Origin of the sequence: Trinickia sp., from assembly GCF_036503415.1 — a bacterium.
GTDB lineage: Bacteria > Pseudomonadota > Gammaproteobacteria > Burkholderiales > Burkholderiaceae > Trinickia.
On sequence record NZ_DASXWY010000160.1, the window covers coordinates 40250 to 56324 of the forward strand.

The 16075-nt window shown below is 65.2% G+C and carries 8 protein-coding genes; 5 read left to right on the top strand and 3 right to left on the bottom strand.

Features of this window, described 5'->3' with window-relative positions:
- Positions 1-12 precede the first annotated feature (12 nt).
- A complete protein-coding gene (gene hemC, locus VGL01_RS19960) occupies positions 13-999 on the bottom strand; it encodes a hydroxymethylbilane synthase (protein ID WP_331572375.1) in 987 nt (328 codons plus the stop codon).
- A gap of 293 nt (positions 1000-1292) precedes the next feature.
- On the opposite strand from hemC, the gene ppc reads away from it, so the two are divergent.
- From ppc to VGL01_RS19980, 4 genes are all read left to right on the top strand, one after another.
- Positions 1293-4166 (top strand): phosphoenolpyruvate carboxylase, encoded by a 2874-nt coding sequence (ppc, locus tag VGL01_RS19965; protein WP_414720308.1) that lies wholly within the window; start codon positions 1293-1295, stop codon positions 4164-4166.
- 191 nt (positions 4167-4357) lie between these two features.
- The gene (locus tag VGL01_RS19970; protein WP_331572377.1) at positions 4358-8113 is read left to right on the top strand and encodes a PAS domain S-box protein; all 3756 of its coding nucleotides are present in this window, start codon (positions 4358-4360) and stop codon (positions 8111-8113) included.
- Between the two features lie 22 nt (positions 8114-8135).
- Positions 8136-9179, top strand: a complete 1044-nt coding sequence (locus VGL01_RS19975) for a response regulator (RefSeq protein ID WP_331572378.1) — start codon at positions 8136-8138, stop codon at positions 9177-9179.
- Between the two features lie 72 nt (positions 9180-9251).
- The gene (locus VGL01_RS19980; RefSeq protein WP_331572380.1) at positions 9252-10460 is read left to right on the top strand and encodes an EAL domain-containing response regulator; all 1209 of its coding nucleotides are present in this window, start codon (positions 9252-9254) and stop codon (positions 10458-10460) included.
- 42 nt (positions 10461-10502) lie between these two features.
- Here the strand turns inward: VGL01_RS19980 and VGL01_RS19985 are convergent, their stop codons facing one another.
- Complete coding sequence (locus VGL01_RS19985; protein ID WP_331572381.1) at positions 10503-11255, bottom strand: class I SAM-dependent methyltransferase; 753 nt, start codon at positions 11253-11255, stop codon at positions 10503-10505.
- A gap of 279 nt (positions 11256-11534) precedes the next feature.
- Between VGL01_RS19985 and VGL01_RS19990 the strand changes: the two genes are divergently transcribed.
- Entirely contained in the window at positions 11535-12407 is an 873-nt protein-coding gene (locus tag VGL01_RS19990; protein WP_331572383.1) for a helix-turn-helix transcriptional regulator, read from the top strand.
- A gap of 3 nt (positions 12408-12410) precedes the next feature.
- On the opposite strand, the gene VGL01_RS19995 is transcribed toward VGL01_RS19990, so the two are convergent.
- The gene (locus tag VGL01_RS19995; RefSeq protein WP_331572385.1) at positions 12411-16040 is read right to left on the bottom strand and encodes a hypothetical protein; all 3630 of its coding nucleotides are present in this window, start codon (positions 16038-16040) and stop codon (positions 12411-12413) included.
- Between the last annotated feature and the right edge of the window lie 35 nt (positions 16041-16075).

Genomic DNA, 16075 nt, shown 5'->3' on the forward strand with positions numbered 1-16075 from the left:
CGGCGCGCGGGCTCAAACGGCAGACTCGCCGCCGCTTTGCGCCGCCAGCGCCGCGATGATCTCACGCGCACCTTGTAAGGCGAGCGCCTCAGCGAGCCGGCGTCCGAGCGCCAGTGCCTCGGCATCGCTCGCGACCGGCGCGACGACCTCGGCCGAGGCTATGCGGGAGCCATCCGGCATCGACACGCGGCCCGCGAGATGCAGGTTGCCGGCGCCACCCCAGTGGCCATGCGCCGCAAGCGGCACGTCGCAACTGCCGCCCAGGTTGCGCGATACGGCCCGCTCAGCCTGCACGGCGAGCGCCGTCGGCCGGTGATCGAGCGGCGCGAGCCAGGCGGCAAGGTCGGCCCGATCGGCACGCACCTCGATGGCCAGCGCGCCCTGCCCGGCCAACGGTAGGCTCTCGTCCGTCTCGATCAGTGCGCGGATACGCGCGCCGAGCCCGAGCCGCTTCAAACCGGCCGCGGCCAGAATGATGGCTGCATACTGGCCGCGGTCGAGCTTCCCGAGCCGCGTGTCGAGATTGCCGCGCAACGGCTCGACCACCAGATGGGGATAGCGCAGACGCAGCATGGCTTCGCGCCGCAGACTCGCGGTGCCGACCACGCTGCCGGGCGGCAGCGCGGCCAGGCTCGCGTAGTCGTTCGAAATGAAAGCATCGCGCGCATCCTCGCGCTCCATGACGGCAGCCAGCGCAAAGCCCTCGGGCAGATCCATCGGCACGTCCTTGAGCGAATGGACCGCCAGATCGGCCCGGCCGTCGGCCAGCGCGGTCTCCAGTTCCTTCACGAAAAGCCCTTTGCCGCCGATCTTCGAGAGCGTGCGATCGAGAATCCGATCGCCTTGCGTCGTCATTCCGAGAATTCGTAGCTCGCAAGATGGATATAATTTGTGCAGCGCATCGCGCACATGCTCGGCCTGCCACATCGCGAGACGGCTCTCGCGCGAGGCAATGACGAGTGTGGCGGGCGATGCGGGGAAATGCGTCTCGGAATTCATTGATCGGTATTTCGAATGACGGGATCGAACATCGAAGAATGGTAGCACGCACGCCTTGCCCCATTTTTCGCGCCGGCCGGGAAGCGGCCGCGCTCCACGGCGCGGCGCCCGGCATCGGGATGTGCGTTGCGCCACAAGCGCACGCCGCGAAGGCTCGGGCGCCGTTTTATCAGTTTTGCTGTCATGGGTCTCGTTTGGTATGACGAGACCGCCACTCCATCGACTCTAGCTTCACTGAGGACATCACCGTGACGTCTAACGGACCGGCACACGCCGCCCGCCCCAACGAGGCATTGCACCCCACACCCGCGGACGCCCCAGGCGCCGCCACGCCGCCCGCGTCCGGCGCCCCCGGCGGGCGCGACGACAAGGACCAGCCGCTCTTTCAGGACATTCGCTACCTCGGCCGCCTGCTCGGCGACGTCGTGCGCGAACAGGAGGGCGACGCTGTATTCGACGTCGTCGAAACGATTCGCCAGAACGCCGTCAAGTTCCGGCGCGAGGACGATCACGGCGCCGCACTGGCGCTCGAAAAGCAGTTGCGCGCGCTCACGCCCGAACAGACCGTGAGTGTCGTGCGGGCGTTCAGCTACTTCTCGCATCTGGCAAACATCGCCGAAGACCGCCATCACAACCGGCGCCGCCGCATTCACGCGCTCGCCGGATCGGCTCCGCAGGCCGGCACCGTCGCCTACGCGCTGGAGCGTTTCACGCGCTCGGGCAACATCGACGCCGACATGCTCAAGCGTTTTTTCGATGACGCGCTGATCGTACCCGTGCTCACGGCACACCCGACCGAAGTGCAGCGCAAGAGCATTCTCGATGCGCAGCACGATATCGCGCGGCTGCTGGCCGAGCGCGATCAACCGCTCACCGAGCGCGAGCGCGCGCAAAACGAAGCGCTGCTGCGGGCCCGCGTCTCGGCGCTCTGGCAAACGCGCATGCTGCGCGATTCGCGACTCACCGTCGCCGATGAAATCGAAAACGCGCTGTCGTATTACCGCGCGACGTTCCTGCGAGAAATACCGGCGCTCTACACCGATATCGAGGAGGCGATCGGCGACCGATACGCGCTCGACAAGCGACTACCCGCCTTTTTCCAGATGGGCAGCTGGATCGGCGGCGATCGCGACGGCAACCCGAATGTCACGGCCGAAACGCTCGAGCATGCCCTCGCGCGCCAGGCCACGGTCATCTTCGAGCACTATCTCGAGGAAGTGCATGCGCTCGGTGCCGAGCTCTCGGTGTCCAATATGCTCTCCGGTTGCAGCGAGGCACTGAAGACGCTCGCCCAGGCTTCACCGGATCAATCGCCGCATCGCGTGGACGAACCGTATCGCCGCGCGTTGATCGGCGTTTATACGCGGCTTGCCGCGAGCGTGCGCGTGCGGCTCGGCGAAGGCACGGTGCCGCTGCGCAGCGCCGGCCACGGCGCGCCGCCCGTGCGTGCGACGCCCTATGCCGGTGCCACCGAGTTCGTGCGCGATCTGAACGTACTCGTCGAATCGCTCGAAGCGCATCACGGCGGCACGCTGATCGCGCCGAGGCTCGCGCCGCTCGTGCGCTCGGCCGAAGTATTCGGCTTTCACCTGGCGAGCATCGACTTGCGCCAGAGCTCCGATGTGCACGAAGCGGTCATTGCCGAGCTGTTCAAACGCGCGGGCGTACACGACGACTATGCCTCGCTGCCCGAAGCCGACAAGCTGCGGCTGCTGCTGACCGAGCTCGAACAGCCGCGCCTGTTGCGCTCTCCGTATCTCGAGTATTCGCAGCTCGTGCGCAGCGAACTGGGCGTGCTCGAAACGGCGCGTGTCATGCGCGAGCGGTTCGGCAAGCGCGCCGTGCGCAACTACATCATTTCGCATACCGAGACCGTCAGCGACCTCGTCGAGGTGCTGCTGCTCCAGAAGGAGACTGGACTGCTCGAAGGCACGCTTGCGGCCACGCACGCGAGCGCGCGTAACGGGCTCATGGTCATTCCGCTGTTCGAGACGATCGCCGACTTGCGCAACGCGCCCGTCATCATGCGCGAGTACTTCGCGCTTCCGGGGCTCGATGCGCTCATCGCGCATCAAGGCAGCGAGCAGGAGGTCATGCTGGGCTATTCGGACAGCAACAAGGACGGCGGGTTCTTGACCTCGAACTGGGAGCTTTATCGTGCCGAGCTCGCGCTCGTCGCGCTGTTCAAGGAACGCGGCGTCAGGCTGCGGCTCTTTCACGGCCGCGGCGGCACCGTGGGCCGCGGGGGCGGGCCGACCTACCAGGCGATTCTTTCGCAGCCGCCCGGCACGGTCGACGGCCAGATCCGCCTGACCGAGCAAGGCGAGGTGATCGGCAGCAAATTCGCGAACCCCGAGATCGGCCGCCGCAATCTCGAAACGGTCGTCGCGGCGACGCTCGAGGCCTCGCTGCTGCCGCACGGCGACGCGCCCGCGAGTCTGCCCGAGAGCGAACAGACGATGCAGACCCTCTCCGATGCGGCGATGGCCGCGTACCGCGCGCTCGTCTACGAGACGCCCGGCTTCACCGACTATTTCTTCCAGGCCACGCCCATCGTCGAGATCGCCGAGCTGAACATCGGCAGCCGCCCGGCCTCGCGCAAGCTGCAAGATCCGCAGCACCGCCGCATCGAGGACTTGCGCGCCATCCCCTGGGGCTTCTCCTGGGGCCAGTGCCGGCTGCTGCTCACGGGCTGGTACGGCTTCGGCAGCGCCGTCCAGGCCCATATCGCCGGCGCTGCAAGCGAAGCGGAGCGAGCGCAGCGCCTCTCGACGCTCCAGAAAATGTACAAGAGCTGGCCCTTTTTCTCGACGCTGATCTCGAACATGGACATGGTGCTGGCCAAGACGGACCTCGCCGTTGCGTCGCGCTATGCGCAGCTCGTCGAAGACAAGAAGCTGCGCCAGCAGGTATTTTCACGGATCGTCGCCGAGTGGGAGCGCACCACCGAGGCGCTCGCGCAGATCACCGGGAAAGAACAACGCCTTTCCGATAATCCGCTGCTTGCGCGCTCGATCAAGAACCGCTTCCCTTATCTCGATCCGCTCAACCACCTGCAAGTCGAGCTGCTCAAGCGCCATCGCGCCGGCGATACCAATGCGCGGTTGCGGCGCGGCATTCACCTGACCATCAACGGAATCGCCGCAGGCTTGCGCAATACGGGCTGAGTGCCCGGGCGAAAATCGTTCTTCACCGTCCGTCGGGGCCGTGCGCGCAAGCCACGGCCCTTTTTCATTGCCAACGGCGCCCCCGGTTGACGGACCGGTCTACCTCTCAGGCCCCGATTTACAAGGCTCGGCGCATTAAAGTTCGCCCCGGTTTCGGTCGATAAAAATGTCGAAGCCAACTGATCGCCACCATGAGCCACGCCCCCCGGATTCCATCGTCGAGCGCGCAAACGAGCCGCACGTCGCGCGTCAATCGCGCGGCGGCGCTGGGACTCGTCTTCGCGCTGTGGCTCGCGCTAGGTGCGTTCTCGGCCTGGAACCTCAATGCCGAGCGCCAGAACGAGCGCTTGCAGACCGAGGCGCTCGCGAGCGCGCTGGCCTCGCATACGACCCGGGTGTTGCGCGAGGCGAATCAGGTCGCCGATGTCGTCACATGGCTCGTGAAGCGCGACGGACCCGAACTCGCGCTGGAAGACTACGTCCACTCGGGCCTCGTCGATCTCGACGTGTTCACCCAGGTGGCCGTCATCGACAAGCACGGCATTCTGCGTGCTTCGACGTTTCACGGCTTCGTGCCGATGGACCACACGGATCGCGACTACTACCGCGTCCACATGGACGACCCCAGCGCACGCCTGTTCATCAGCAAGCCCGTCATCGATCGCGTGAGCGGCGAACGTTCGGTCCAGCTGTCACGCCGCATCAACGATCCGCAGGGACGATTCGTCGGCGTGGTCGTGGTGTCCGTGCCGCCGTCGGTCTTCACGGAGCTGCTCGAATCGGAGCGCATCGGGCGCGACGGCCTCTTTGCGGTCATCGGCACGAACGATTATGTGCTGCGCGCCCGCCGCACAGGCACGCACTACAACTTCGACACGAGCTGGCCGATCCCGCCGCGCTCGCCGTTGCGCGTCGCGCTCGCGCGAGCGTTGCGCGGCACGTTCGAAGCGGCCAGCTTCTACGACGGCGTGCAGCGCACGATCAGCTACGAGCGTCTCGAGGACTATCCCGTCGTGGCGATGGTCGGGTTTTCGAACGCCGAATATCTGCAAGCGTTTCGGCAGCGCACGACAGCGCTCGTCGCCGCGGGTATCGTCCTGACGCTGCTGATCCTCGGCGCCGCGCTCGTTCAGGGGCGGCTCGCCAAGCGCCTCGAAGCGTCGTCGGCACGCGAGAGCGAAGCGCTCGCGCGCACGCGCGACGAAGTCGAGCGCGCCGAAGCGCTCTTCAAAGCGATCCCCGATGCAGCGGTCGGCTTTTCCGCCGAGGGCCGCATCGATGGCCACAATCCTCACTTTCTCGCGCTCGTCGGCTGGACGGGCGACGACGCGGTCAACGCCACGCCGGCCGATGTCGCCCGCGCATTTTTCCGCGACGACCTCGAGCAGGAGGGCGCGGCCGAGGCTGAGCGCCTGGCGGCCGTGCTGGCCGGCGACGCGACGCTCGGCAACGCGCAAAGCGCGATCTTCCGCCTCGAAACGCCGGTGCCGGCCGTCTTCGAAGTGCGCGTCGAAAAACGCGGTACGGCATCGGCGGGGGTGGTCGCGCTGATTCGCGACGTGAGCCGCGAGCGGGCCAGCGAGGAAGCGCTCAAGAACAGCGAAGCGCGCTATCGGCAGTTGATCGAACTGTCGCCCTACGCGGTCTTGCTCATTCAAGAGCAAACGATTGCGTTCGCCAATCCGAAGGCGCTTCAGACGCTCGGCGCCTATTCCGCCGCGCAAATACGCGGGCTTTCGCTGATGGAGTTCCTGCGTCCCGACAGCCGCGCGACGATCGAGGAACGCATGCTGCGTTTGTCGCGCTCGCGCATCGCTTCGCCCGCGCGCGAAGCGAATTGGCTGCGACTCGACGGCAGCACGTTCATCGGCGAAATGACGGCGGTACCGTACGAAGTGGACGGCGCCTGGGGTGCGCTGGTCATGCTGCAGGACATCACGAGCCGCAAGGAAGCCGAAACGCAGCGCGACCGTTTCTTCGATCTCTCACTCGACCTCATCTGCCTCACCGACGCGAACCCGGCGGGCTACTTCAAACGGGTCAATCCAGCCTTCACGAAGGTGCTCGGCTGGTCGAGCGAGGCGTTGCTGTCGCGGCCTTTCATCGAATTCGTACACCCCGACGATCGGGCCGCGACGGTCGCCGAAATCGAGCGCCGCGCGCCGGGCGAGCCGATCGAGAATGTCGAAAACCGCTACCTGTGCCAGGACGGCAGCGTACGCTGGCTCGCGTGGAAAGCCATCCAACTCGACGGGCTCATCTATGCGACTGCGCGCGATGTCACCGAAAGCCGGCTGGCCACGCAGCAACTCGAACAGGCGCGTGCCGAGGCCGAGGCCGCCTCACGTGCGAAGAGCGCCTTCCTCGCGGCGATGAGCCACGAAATCCGTACGCCGATGAACGGCGTGATCGGCATGACCGAGGTCCTTGCGCAAACGGGGCTTACCGCCGATCAGGGCGACATGATCACGACGATTCGCGAATCGGCGAATGCGCTGCTGACGCTCATCGACGATATCCTCGACTTTTCGAAGATCGAGGCGGGACGTTTGCATATCGAGTTCGTGCCGGTTTGCCTCGCCCATCTGACCGACGGGCTGTGCCAGTCGCTCACACCAGTGGCCGAGCGCGCAGGCGTCAAACTGTCGAAATTCGTCGCGCCCGATCTCCCCCGAGCCGTACTGTCGGACGACACACGGCTGCGGCAAGTGCTCAACAACCTCGTCGGCAACGCGATCAAGTTCTCGGGCGGACGGCCCGACACACCGGGCAGCGTGTCCGTGCGCGTCACCGCCACGCCGCTCGAATCGGGACGCGTCGAAGTCGCGTTCGCCATCGCCGACAACGGCATCGGCATCTCGGCGGAGACCTTACCGAAGCTGTTCAAGCCGTTCACGCAAGCCGAAGCGTCGACCACGCGCCGCTTCGGCGGGACGGGACTCGGCCTCGCGATCTGCCGCCGGCTCGTCGATCTCATGGGCGGGACCGTGACCGTCGACAGCACCGTCGGCGCGGGCTCCACATTCACGGTACGGCTGCCCTTCGATGTCGAAACGGAGGCCGTCTCCGTCAGCCGCTTTGGCGTGCACGCCACGGCACAGGGGCGCGACCCGGCCCGCATCGAGCGTTCTGGCCCGGTGTTATCGGTCGCACAGGCGCGCGAGCAAGGCCGGCTGATCCTCGTCGCCGAGGACGATGCGATCAATCAGAAAGTGATCCTGCGCCAGCTCGGCTTGCTGGGACATGTGGCCGAGATCGCGAGCGATGGCCAGGAAGCGCTCGCGCTGTGGCGGGCGCATCGCTACGCGCTGCTGCTGACCGATCTGCACATGCCCGAAATGGACGGCTACGAACTCGTCGAGACGATCCGCCGCGAAGAGCCGCCCGGCACACGGCTCGCGATCGTCGCCTTGACGGCCAACGCCGTGCAGGGCGAAGCGGCGCGCGTCCAGGCGGTCGGGATGGACGGGTATCTCACCAAGCCGCTTCAGCTCAACCGGCTGCAGGCCGTCCTCGAAGCGCACTTTCGCGCACCCGACGCCATGGTGCCGATGACCGCGCCCATTGCGGAGTCTCAAGCGCATACGACCGCGCAAACAGCGGCGGCCGTCGATGTCGAGATACTGAAGGGCATCGTGGGCGACGATCCGGACATCGTGCGTGAATTGCTGTCGGACTATCAGCAATCCGTCGGCAAGCTGGCCGCCGAGTTGCGCACGCACTGCGACGCCGGACGCGGACGCGAAGCCGGCGCGATCGCCCACAAGCTCAAATCGTCGTCGCGCTCGGTAGGCGCGATGGCGCTCGGCGATCTGTGCGCCGAACTCGAAAACGCCGGCAAGGCGGGCGATCTCGCGACGCTTGCCAACTGGGCGAATCAATTCGATACGGCACTCGCGGCCGTGGAAGACACGCTCGAGCACCTGCTCGCGGCAGAACTGAAATAAATGAATCGATAGGGGCTCAACGATGTTCAACGAAGCCGATCTCTCTTGCGAACACGCCTCGATTCTCGTGGCGTCCGAAGCCGTCGCCGACGCGGAGCTGGTCGGAAAACTGCTTGCCGACGACTTCGGCACCGTGCGTTTGTCCGTCAAACCGGAATCCGCCGTTGCCGACTTCGAAACGCACCGCCCGGCCGTGCTCGTGCTCGCGTTCGATACGATCGAAGCCGCGCAGCGTTATTACCTCGGGCTCTACCGGCTCGGCACGACAGTGCACACGGTGCCGCATCGCACCGTGCTGCTCTGCAATTCCCGCGATCTCCGCACCGCTTACGAACTGTGCCGCAAGGAACACTTCGACGATTACGTGCTGTTCTGGCCGGCCACGAACGATGCGCCGCGCATTCGCATGTCCGTGCATCAGGTGCTGCGGCTCATGCGCACGGAAAACCGCGCCGGCGAGTCGTGGCTGCGCGCGGCTCCCGGCCAGCCCGCCACTGCCCGCTCCGTGCGGGCGACGGCTCGCGCCGCTGTCGCGCCAGCGCCCCAGGCCAGTGCCCAACCGGCTGCCGCCGCACCGCGCGCGGGCGGGTTCTTCGAGGAGGCGCAGCACGCAAGCCCCATCGCTGCCGGCGCCGCCCCCGAGGCAGTGCCTGCGAAGCCCGACGCGAGCCCCGCGCCGCAACCGGATCGGCCCAAAGTCCTCATCGTCGAAGACGACGAATTCCAGCAAAAGCTGCTCGCACGGCTGCTCTCCGGGCAGAACCTGCAGCTGGCGTTCGCGGGCACGGGCGCCGAAGCGCAATCGCTGATGTGGGAGATGAAACCCGATCTCGTGCTGATGGACGTCGGCCTGCCCGATACGAGCGGTGTCGAGGCGACGCGCGCGATCAAAGCGATCGCGCAATTCGCGCACGTGCCGATCGTCATGGTGACCGGCCACAGCGAACGCGCCATCGTCGTCGAAAGCCTGAAGGCAGGCGCCGTCGATTTCCTCGTGAAGCCTTTCGATCGCAATACGCTGGTCGACAAGCTGCGCCTTTTCCTGTCCGTAACGGCAATGTCATGACAGTCGCGCGCGGCGCGGTCCACGCGCCGCCTGCCTCACTCATTCATTGATTCATTGATAACGGTGAACTGCATGACTCAACCCACCAAGCAACGCAAGATCCTGGTGGTCGACGACGAGCCTTTCGTTCTGAAGGTGCTCGTGCGCCAACTCACGCAGCTCGGCTACGAGGCGATACTGCCGTACGAGCACGCGCAAGACGCGCTGGCCGCGCTCGAAGCCGAGGACCATGAGATCGACGTCGTCTTCACGGACTTGCAGATGCCCGAGATGGATGGCGTCGAGTTCCTGCGCCAGCTCGTGGCGCGCGGCTACGATGGACAAGTCGTGCTCGTGAGCGGCGAAGATCTGCGCGTACTGAAGAGTGCGGAAAAGCTGGCTTACTCGCGCGGGCTGCGCGTGCTGGGCTCCCTCGCGAAGCCGGCCACGCGCGAGCAATTGCAGCAGCGCCTCGCGACCGATGCGCCGAATACCGCGGCCAACGCGAGCGATGCGCCCAGCTACTCGCCCGATGAATTGCGCGCGGCCATTGCAGCGGGGCAGATCGTGATGTGCTATCAACCGCAGGCCGCGTTCGCAACGGGAGAAGTGGCCGGCGTCGAGGCACTCGTCGCATGGCAGCACCCGCGCGATGGCCTCGTGCTCGTCGGACGCTTTCTCAAGATGGCCGAGCAGCATGGCATCGTGGACGATGTCACGCGGGGCCTGCTCCCAGCTTTGTTAGAACAAGCACGGCAATGGCACGCGCTCGGCCCCGATTTCCGGCTCGGGATCAACCTGTCGACGGACGATCTCGCCTCGCTCGATTTTCCCGATTTCATCGTCGACGCCGCCCATGCCGCAGACTTCCCGCTTTCGCGGCTCGTGCTCGAGATCACCGAAACGCGCATCCAGCGCAACCGCCTCATCTCGCTCGATGTCCTCACGCGTTTGCGCTTGAAGCGCATCAGTCTGCTGATCGACGATTTCGGCACCGGCGACGCGGCGCTCGCCCATCTGCGCGACATTCCGTTCGACGAACTGAAGCTCGAGCGCAGCTTCGTGCACGGCGCGAGCCGCGATTCGTCGCTCGGCGCAATCGTCAAGGCCACGCTTTCACTCGCGCGCCAGCTCAACATGCGCACCGTGGCGCAAGGTATCGACGACCTCGAGGACTGGAAGGCGATGCGCGACATGGGCTGCGAGGTCGCACAGGGCGCGTTCGTCGGTGCGCCGATGCCAGCGGCGCAACTGGCCGGCTGGCACGAGGCGTGGACGCAACGTTATGCGTCGATGATGTAGGCCTCCCGCTTTAGGCCGAACGCGCGGTCCCGTGAGCGTCGTTCATCGCGCGTCGATCATGAGGACATCGATCTCGAACGAGTCGTCCTCGGCAACGGCGAAGTACTCGCGCACTTCGTCGGGTGCCGCGCGCCAAAGCGAGCGGATCCCCGCCACGCGCTCCGCGGGTGTGCGCATGCGCGCCACCCATTCGTCGAACTGCATGGGCAGCCTCCAGCGCTCGCGCACATGCGCTTCGAAGCCCGCCCGTTCGAAAAAGGTCAACCATTCGTCGGCACGGTAATCGCGGATGTGGGACGTGTCCCGCAGGAGCTCGACACTCTGCACGTAAGTGTCGAGCAACGGATGGTCGGCACCGGCCACGTCGACGAAGATCGCCCGCGCGCCCGGCTTCAAAACGCGGCGCACCTCGGCGAGGGCGGCCGGCACGTCGTGCCAATGATGGGCACTGAACCGGCTCAAGACCCAATCGAACGACGCATCGGCGAACGGCAGCGCTTCGGCGGCGCCTTGCTGAGTCCGGATATTGTCGAATCCGCGCTCGTGAGCGGCTGCGGCGACCGTCTCGAGCATCTGGGCCGAAAGATCGTAGGCGGTCACCGTGGCCGCATGGGGCGCCACCGCAAAGCTTACATGGCCCGCACCGCAGCCCAGATCGAGCACGCTGCCGCCCGGGGCCGCGGCGAGCTCGCCGGCCAGTGTCCGCAGATCGGCGCCGCTCGCGTGAGATTGACTGACGAGATAGGCGGCAGCGGTCGAGCCGAATGCATCGGCAACCTGTTCGCGGTGTTTCATTGCGGCAACTCCTTCGAAGAGTAAAAGACGGATCGGACGAATCCGGCGACGACGCCCGCACGGCCGGCAACATCACGTGCACAGCCCCGAGGCGTCACATCTGACGCTACAATACGGTTGCCTCGGTACCGGTACAAGGCAAGCGATTATCCTGGTATCCGATCCACCCGGCTTGGCCCAGGCTGCCCGCTCGGGAACTGTCCGCGGGGCTCTACACGTTATGCATCACGAGCTGGCCCGGCAGCCGGCCTCGCGCCCAATCTTGTACATGAATCGAAGATGGCCAATACGAACGATCGACCGCCGGCTTCGCGCCCCATCCCGTCATCGGCATCGTCGGCCGCTGCCGATGCGGGGCCGCTCGGCGAAACACCGGCACGCGCGCTCGGAGATTTCATCCGCGCCCATCGGGAGCGTCTTTCTCCTCAGGCCGTGGGGCTGCCACCGGGCCCGCGTCGCCGCACACCGGGGCTGCGGCGCGAGGAAGTTGCTCAACTGTGCGGCGTGAGTCCCACTTGGTACACCTGGATCGAGCAAGGGCGGTCGGTCTCGGCATCCCCCGATGCGCTCGCACGCATAGCGGCAGCCTTGCAGCTCACGCGGGCGGAGCGCGCCTACCTTTTCGAGTTGGCGGGGGAACGCGACCCGTCGGAACCCGCGCCGGCCGCGGCGGACGCCCCCACCGCGCTGCTGGCGACGGTACGCCATCTCGATACGCCTGCTTATGTGCTCGATCGGCAATGGAATGCGCTGGCGTGGAACGCGCCGGCGGCCGCGCTGTTCGTCGGCTGGCTCGATGGCGCGCCGCAAGACCCCACGCGCGAGCGCAACTTGCTGCGTTTCACGTTCACTGTGCCTGCGGCGCGCACGTTCATCGTCGATTGGGAAACGCGCGCGCGGCGCCTCGTCGCGCAGTTCCGCGCCGATTCGATCCGGCATCTGAACGACGCGCCGACACGGGCCCTCATCGATGGGCTCGTTGCCGAAAGCGAGGACTTCGCGCGGTTTTGGGCGTCGCAGGATGTCGGCGAACGCGAAGTCGGCAGGCGTGAATTCGATCATCCCGATGCGGGTCGCGTCGTCTACGAACAAATCACGTTCAAGCCCGCGCATCGGGAGGATTTGCTGCTTGTGGTGCTCGTGCGGGACTGAGGCTTACGGCGCGGGTCGGGGCTCACACCGTTCTCGCGAGGTCGTTGAGCAAGAGTCCAGCATCGTCCAGTCAATGCCTCGCTCCAGTTCGAATCGGCAGGTAAGCCCCCGCGTCGATATCTGCGTCTGGACGGCCTGCTCCGCGGCTGCGGTGCGTCCCCACGGTACAGTCTCCATGTCCTCGATCAGACGCCCCAGCACGGCCAGATCGATGCGATCACTGTAGTGAGCGACCAAGAAGTGTTTGGCGCGCCGGAACCGAACGCCGGTGTCGGCGAGTTGCGCGGCCAAGGCCTCCGCGCCGCAGCCCGCCGCAGCGATCTTTGGGGCATGCCGCGTGATGAGTGCGGACATTCCGGACAGCTCTGCGCCCCCCGCAGTCATGATGTGCTGCAGTTCATCCTCCAAGTCCGAGCGCTTGAAGAGGCACGCCGCGATTAGGTCATGGCCTACGTGAAAGCTTGCCCGGGAGGCGAGCCCCTTAAGGGCTTCCCGCGGCCACATCGCCGCCAGGAACAGGCTGGCCTGCCGGAGGCACTCATAACGACCGCGCCACCGGTCGTCATCTTCAGCGCACATCTCCAGCCACCGCGCGTACGTGTCGATCAGCGACCAGCAGTACTCGATACCACCGCGCCGACAGCGCAGTATCAGCCCACGCACCACACGACTCTGCGCGATCGCGCTGACAGCCGAAGACATCGGCAAAGTATGCAAGGCAACGTACTGCGATGCGTCCTCGAAGACCTCCCGATACCGGACCAGCGTAGCGACCACCGACTCCCAATTCGGGCCGTTAAAGCGCTCGGCAAAGCCGTCGACCGCATCGTTCTCGACGTACGAGAAATCGTACGACGCATCGAAGAGGAAACGCGTTGCGGCCACAAAGCGTGTGAGGTCCTCGTCATGCCAGCGACCTGATGCCGGCACGCCGAGGCGGATAAACAATGTCCAAGTGCCCAACACCTGCTCGCGCCGGACCGTGAGCCCCGGAAACATCCAGGTGCGCAAACGATCCAGAAATACTTCGAACGCCAGGATTCGCGCAATCTCGTCGCCGCGGCAATCGGGCGGCTCTGCCCATTCCACCGTGATCTGACGGGGCGTGAACACGTAGCTAGCCTTATGCGTCCCCATCGGGATCTGAATCTCTAGGAGCTCTCGCTCAAAGCGCAAAACCTTCGTCGACCGGCTGCTGAATGTCGAGCAGAAACGCGCAAGCGCTTGTACCCGTTGCGGTAGCCAACGCGTATCCAGTCGCAGCCCCGCCAGGGACCACTGGTGCAGGAGGTTGTGCAGAACGTGCGGGTTTTCATAGCGAGGAGCAGCCTCGCGTGCAGCCATAATTTTGTCAAACTCGGAACGCCAGTTGCGGTCCTCTATCTCGAACGACTTGAGTATCTCCTCATCTTTCCACTGACGCAGCCATACCTCGAAGCGACGGAGCACTATGTCATCGCGCTCAGAAAGCGGCTCCGCGCACAGGAGTGCGATCCATTGCTGCATCACCACAAGGTATCGCTGGTAGCTAGCGGCATCGCCCCCCTCCACCGCACGAGCGAGCAGTCCCTTCAGCGACGCGTCGTAGGTTTCAATCAGCGATCCCCTGAGCTGCTCGGCGACATCCTTCAGATCGGCGTCGCACAGCGCGTTTCGCAGGCTCCAGAAGGCCTCATTCAACTGCTGTGAGAGCCACGCCGCCGCGGCTCCGGCAGACACAATTCCCCTGAACGACGCCACCGCCTGCTGGAAGGCGTTCACTGGTTCGAGGACGGCAGGACGATCCAGCACCCGCATGGCCAGCCGCACGACGCTGGAGATCGGCAGCTCCAATGAATGGATGGACGCCATCGATCTAGCGGTCAGACCACTCTCAAAGGCGCGTGCCAACGTATTCAGGTATGAAACGGTCTCATCCGCCTCATAGAGCGGCAGTCGTGCGCATTCCGCACTGACTAACGATACGGTCTCCAAGACAAGCACAGCGTTGTCTCGCTGCTGCGCAGCCAGCTGTATGGCTGCCGAATTGAGCAAACAGGAAAGAGTTTCCGCTGGTACCCAAGACGCTGCTGCTTCGCAAACCAGCAACGCCATTATGAGACGCAGGTCGGCGCTTTCGACTAGTGGGCGTATATCGGATGACAGCGCAAATAGCGTGGGCAGTTCGCGCCACAGCTCGATGCGCGACACGCGGGCGGCGCGTTCATAGGCTTGTGCGAATTCGGTGCGCGCGGCGAGTCCTCCAGCGTACCCCGAATGCCGCGATCGCCCGATCTGCGCGAGGAGGGACGGCGACTCCACCGCGCCGCCGACCCGCTGCATCCACAGTGTCGCCATCGGCTGTTCGGTGCGCGCAAGCAGTCGTTCTTTGACCTCCTTGGCCAGCGGCAGAAGATGCAGTTGGGATAGGGCGTCGGTGCATTCCAGTGTCAGCTCGCCGGTGGGAGAAAGCACCTCCTCCGTGAAGACGCAGGCGCAGTCGTCGGGCAAAATCAGCTCTCGGCGAACCTCTGTCTGAATTGACCGCAGCATGGTTGCTCCCCCCAGCACGCATGTGCCGCGATCGAATGCAGCACAGTCCGCCCCGGCAGGTACACGCCGCGTGTCCGCTCTGACGCAGGTGATCTTCTGCTGCCGAAACATGATGCCGGCATGTTCTTCCGCACTGCCTTTGTCCACCATGACCACCGCCACAGCGGCCTGCCCCTGCGTATCTAAGGCGAGATACCGACGCCACGCACTCATAAGGTCCGGCGCTACCAAAACGTGGCCAAAGGACGCCGCGCCTAGCATCAATAGCCCGGCCTCCACCACGTCGTAGTGTTGGTTTAGCGCTTCGTAGCAGTCGTCGGTAAGCGACGACCGCTCACAGAAGGCAGCATCAAGATGTGCCGGCCTAGCCTGCAGCAAATGCAATCGCTGAACCAGGGTCTCACGCAAGTGTTGTCCCCGCCAGAGTCGGAGGCCAGTGGTGGCCGGACGCAGGGCAAGAGTCGTCGCCCGCGAGCCGGTGTTCTGGGCGCTGGCGAAGCCGAAGCCCATCGTATGGGCGACGTTCATCAGCCTCTGATTGCGCGGCGCAATGGTGGTAATGGAGACGAAGCCCAGCGTCGTTTCGAGGCCCCATTCGCAATCAATGGCCGCGAAGTCGAAGGCCTCCATCAGCTCGGCACATACCGCCTCCATTCGATCCAAGACCGTCGCGTCCAGAAATGGCGAGTGATTGGGGCCGACATCATCAGCAACATCGATCTTCAGCAGCGGCTGCACAAAGCATGAAATGGCCTCGGAACGAGCAGTTCGACCCGAAAGTGCCTGCTGACGCCGTGCATGCTCGGTCGATCCGCTCAGGGCCACGGCGGCGATGCGCTGCATCAGATCTTGCGGCGCGAGGCATATCAGGCTTTCGTAGCCCCCCGCGTTGACATGATCCGTCAAATCCTCGATGCCGGCACTACGCACGATCCACGGCGCCGGACCGCAGATCTCCTCCACCGCCTGTGGCAGTCCGGGTAACGCCTCCGCCAATAAGGCGGCGTAGCCCGACACCGCTCCATCGGTCGGCGTCAAGACGCCCGTGACGTTGCTCGGCAGCGGGGCGATGGGGAAAATGGGCGGTACCAGATCGCCCAATGAATCGATCTTCCGAATGCGCAAAAGCCGATCCA

What these genes read in the sequence shown, in the direction of transcription:
- hemC (WP_331572375.1), bottom strand. Translation starts at nt 999, where the DNA reads ATGAATTCCGAGACGCATTTCCCCGCATCGCCCGCCACACTCGTCATT.
- VGL01_RS19970 (WP_331572377.1), top strand. Translation starts at nt 4,358, where the DNA reads ATGAGCCACGCCCCCCGGATTCCATCGTCGAGCGCGCAAACGAGCCGC.
- VGL01_RS19975 (WP_331572378.1), top strand. Translation starts at nt 8,136, where the DNA reads ATGTTCAACGAAGCCGATCTCTCTTGCGAACACGCCTCGATTCTCGTG.
- VGL01_RS19980 (WP_331572380.1), top strand. Translation starts at nt 9,252, where the DNA reads ATGACTCAACCCACCAAGCAACGCAAGATCCTGGTGGTCGACGACGAG.
- VGL01_RS19985 (WP_331572381.1), bottom strand. Translation starts at nt 11,255, where the DNA reads ATGAAACACCGCGAACAGGTTGCCGATGCATTCGGCTCGACCGCTGCC.
- VGL01_RS19990 (WP_331572383.1), top strand. Translation starts at nt 11,535, where the DNA reads ATGGCCAATACGAACGATCGACCGCCGGCTTCGCGCCCCATCCCGTCA.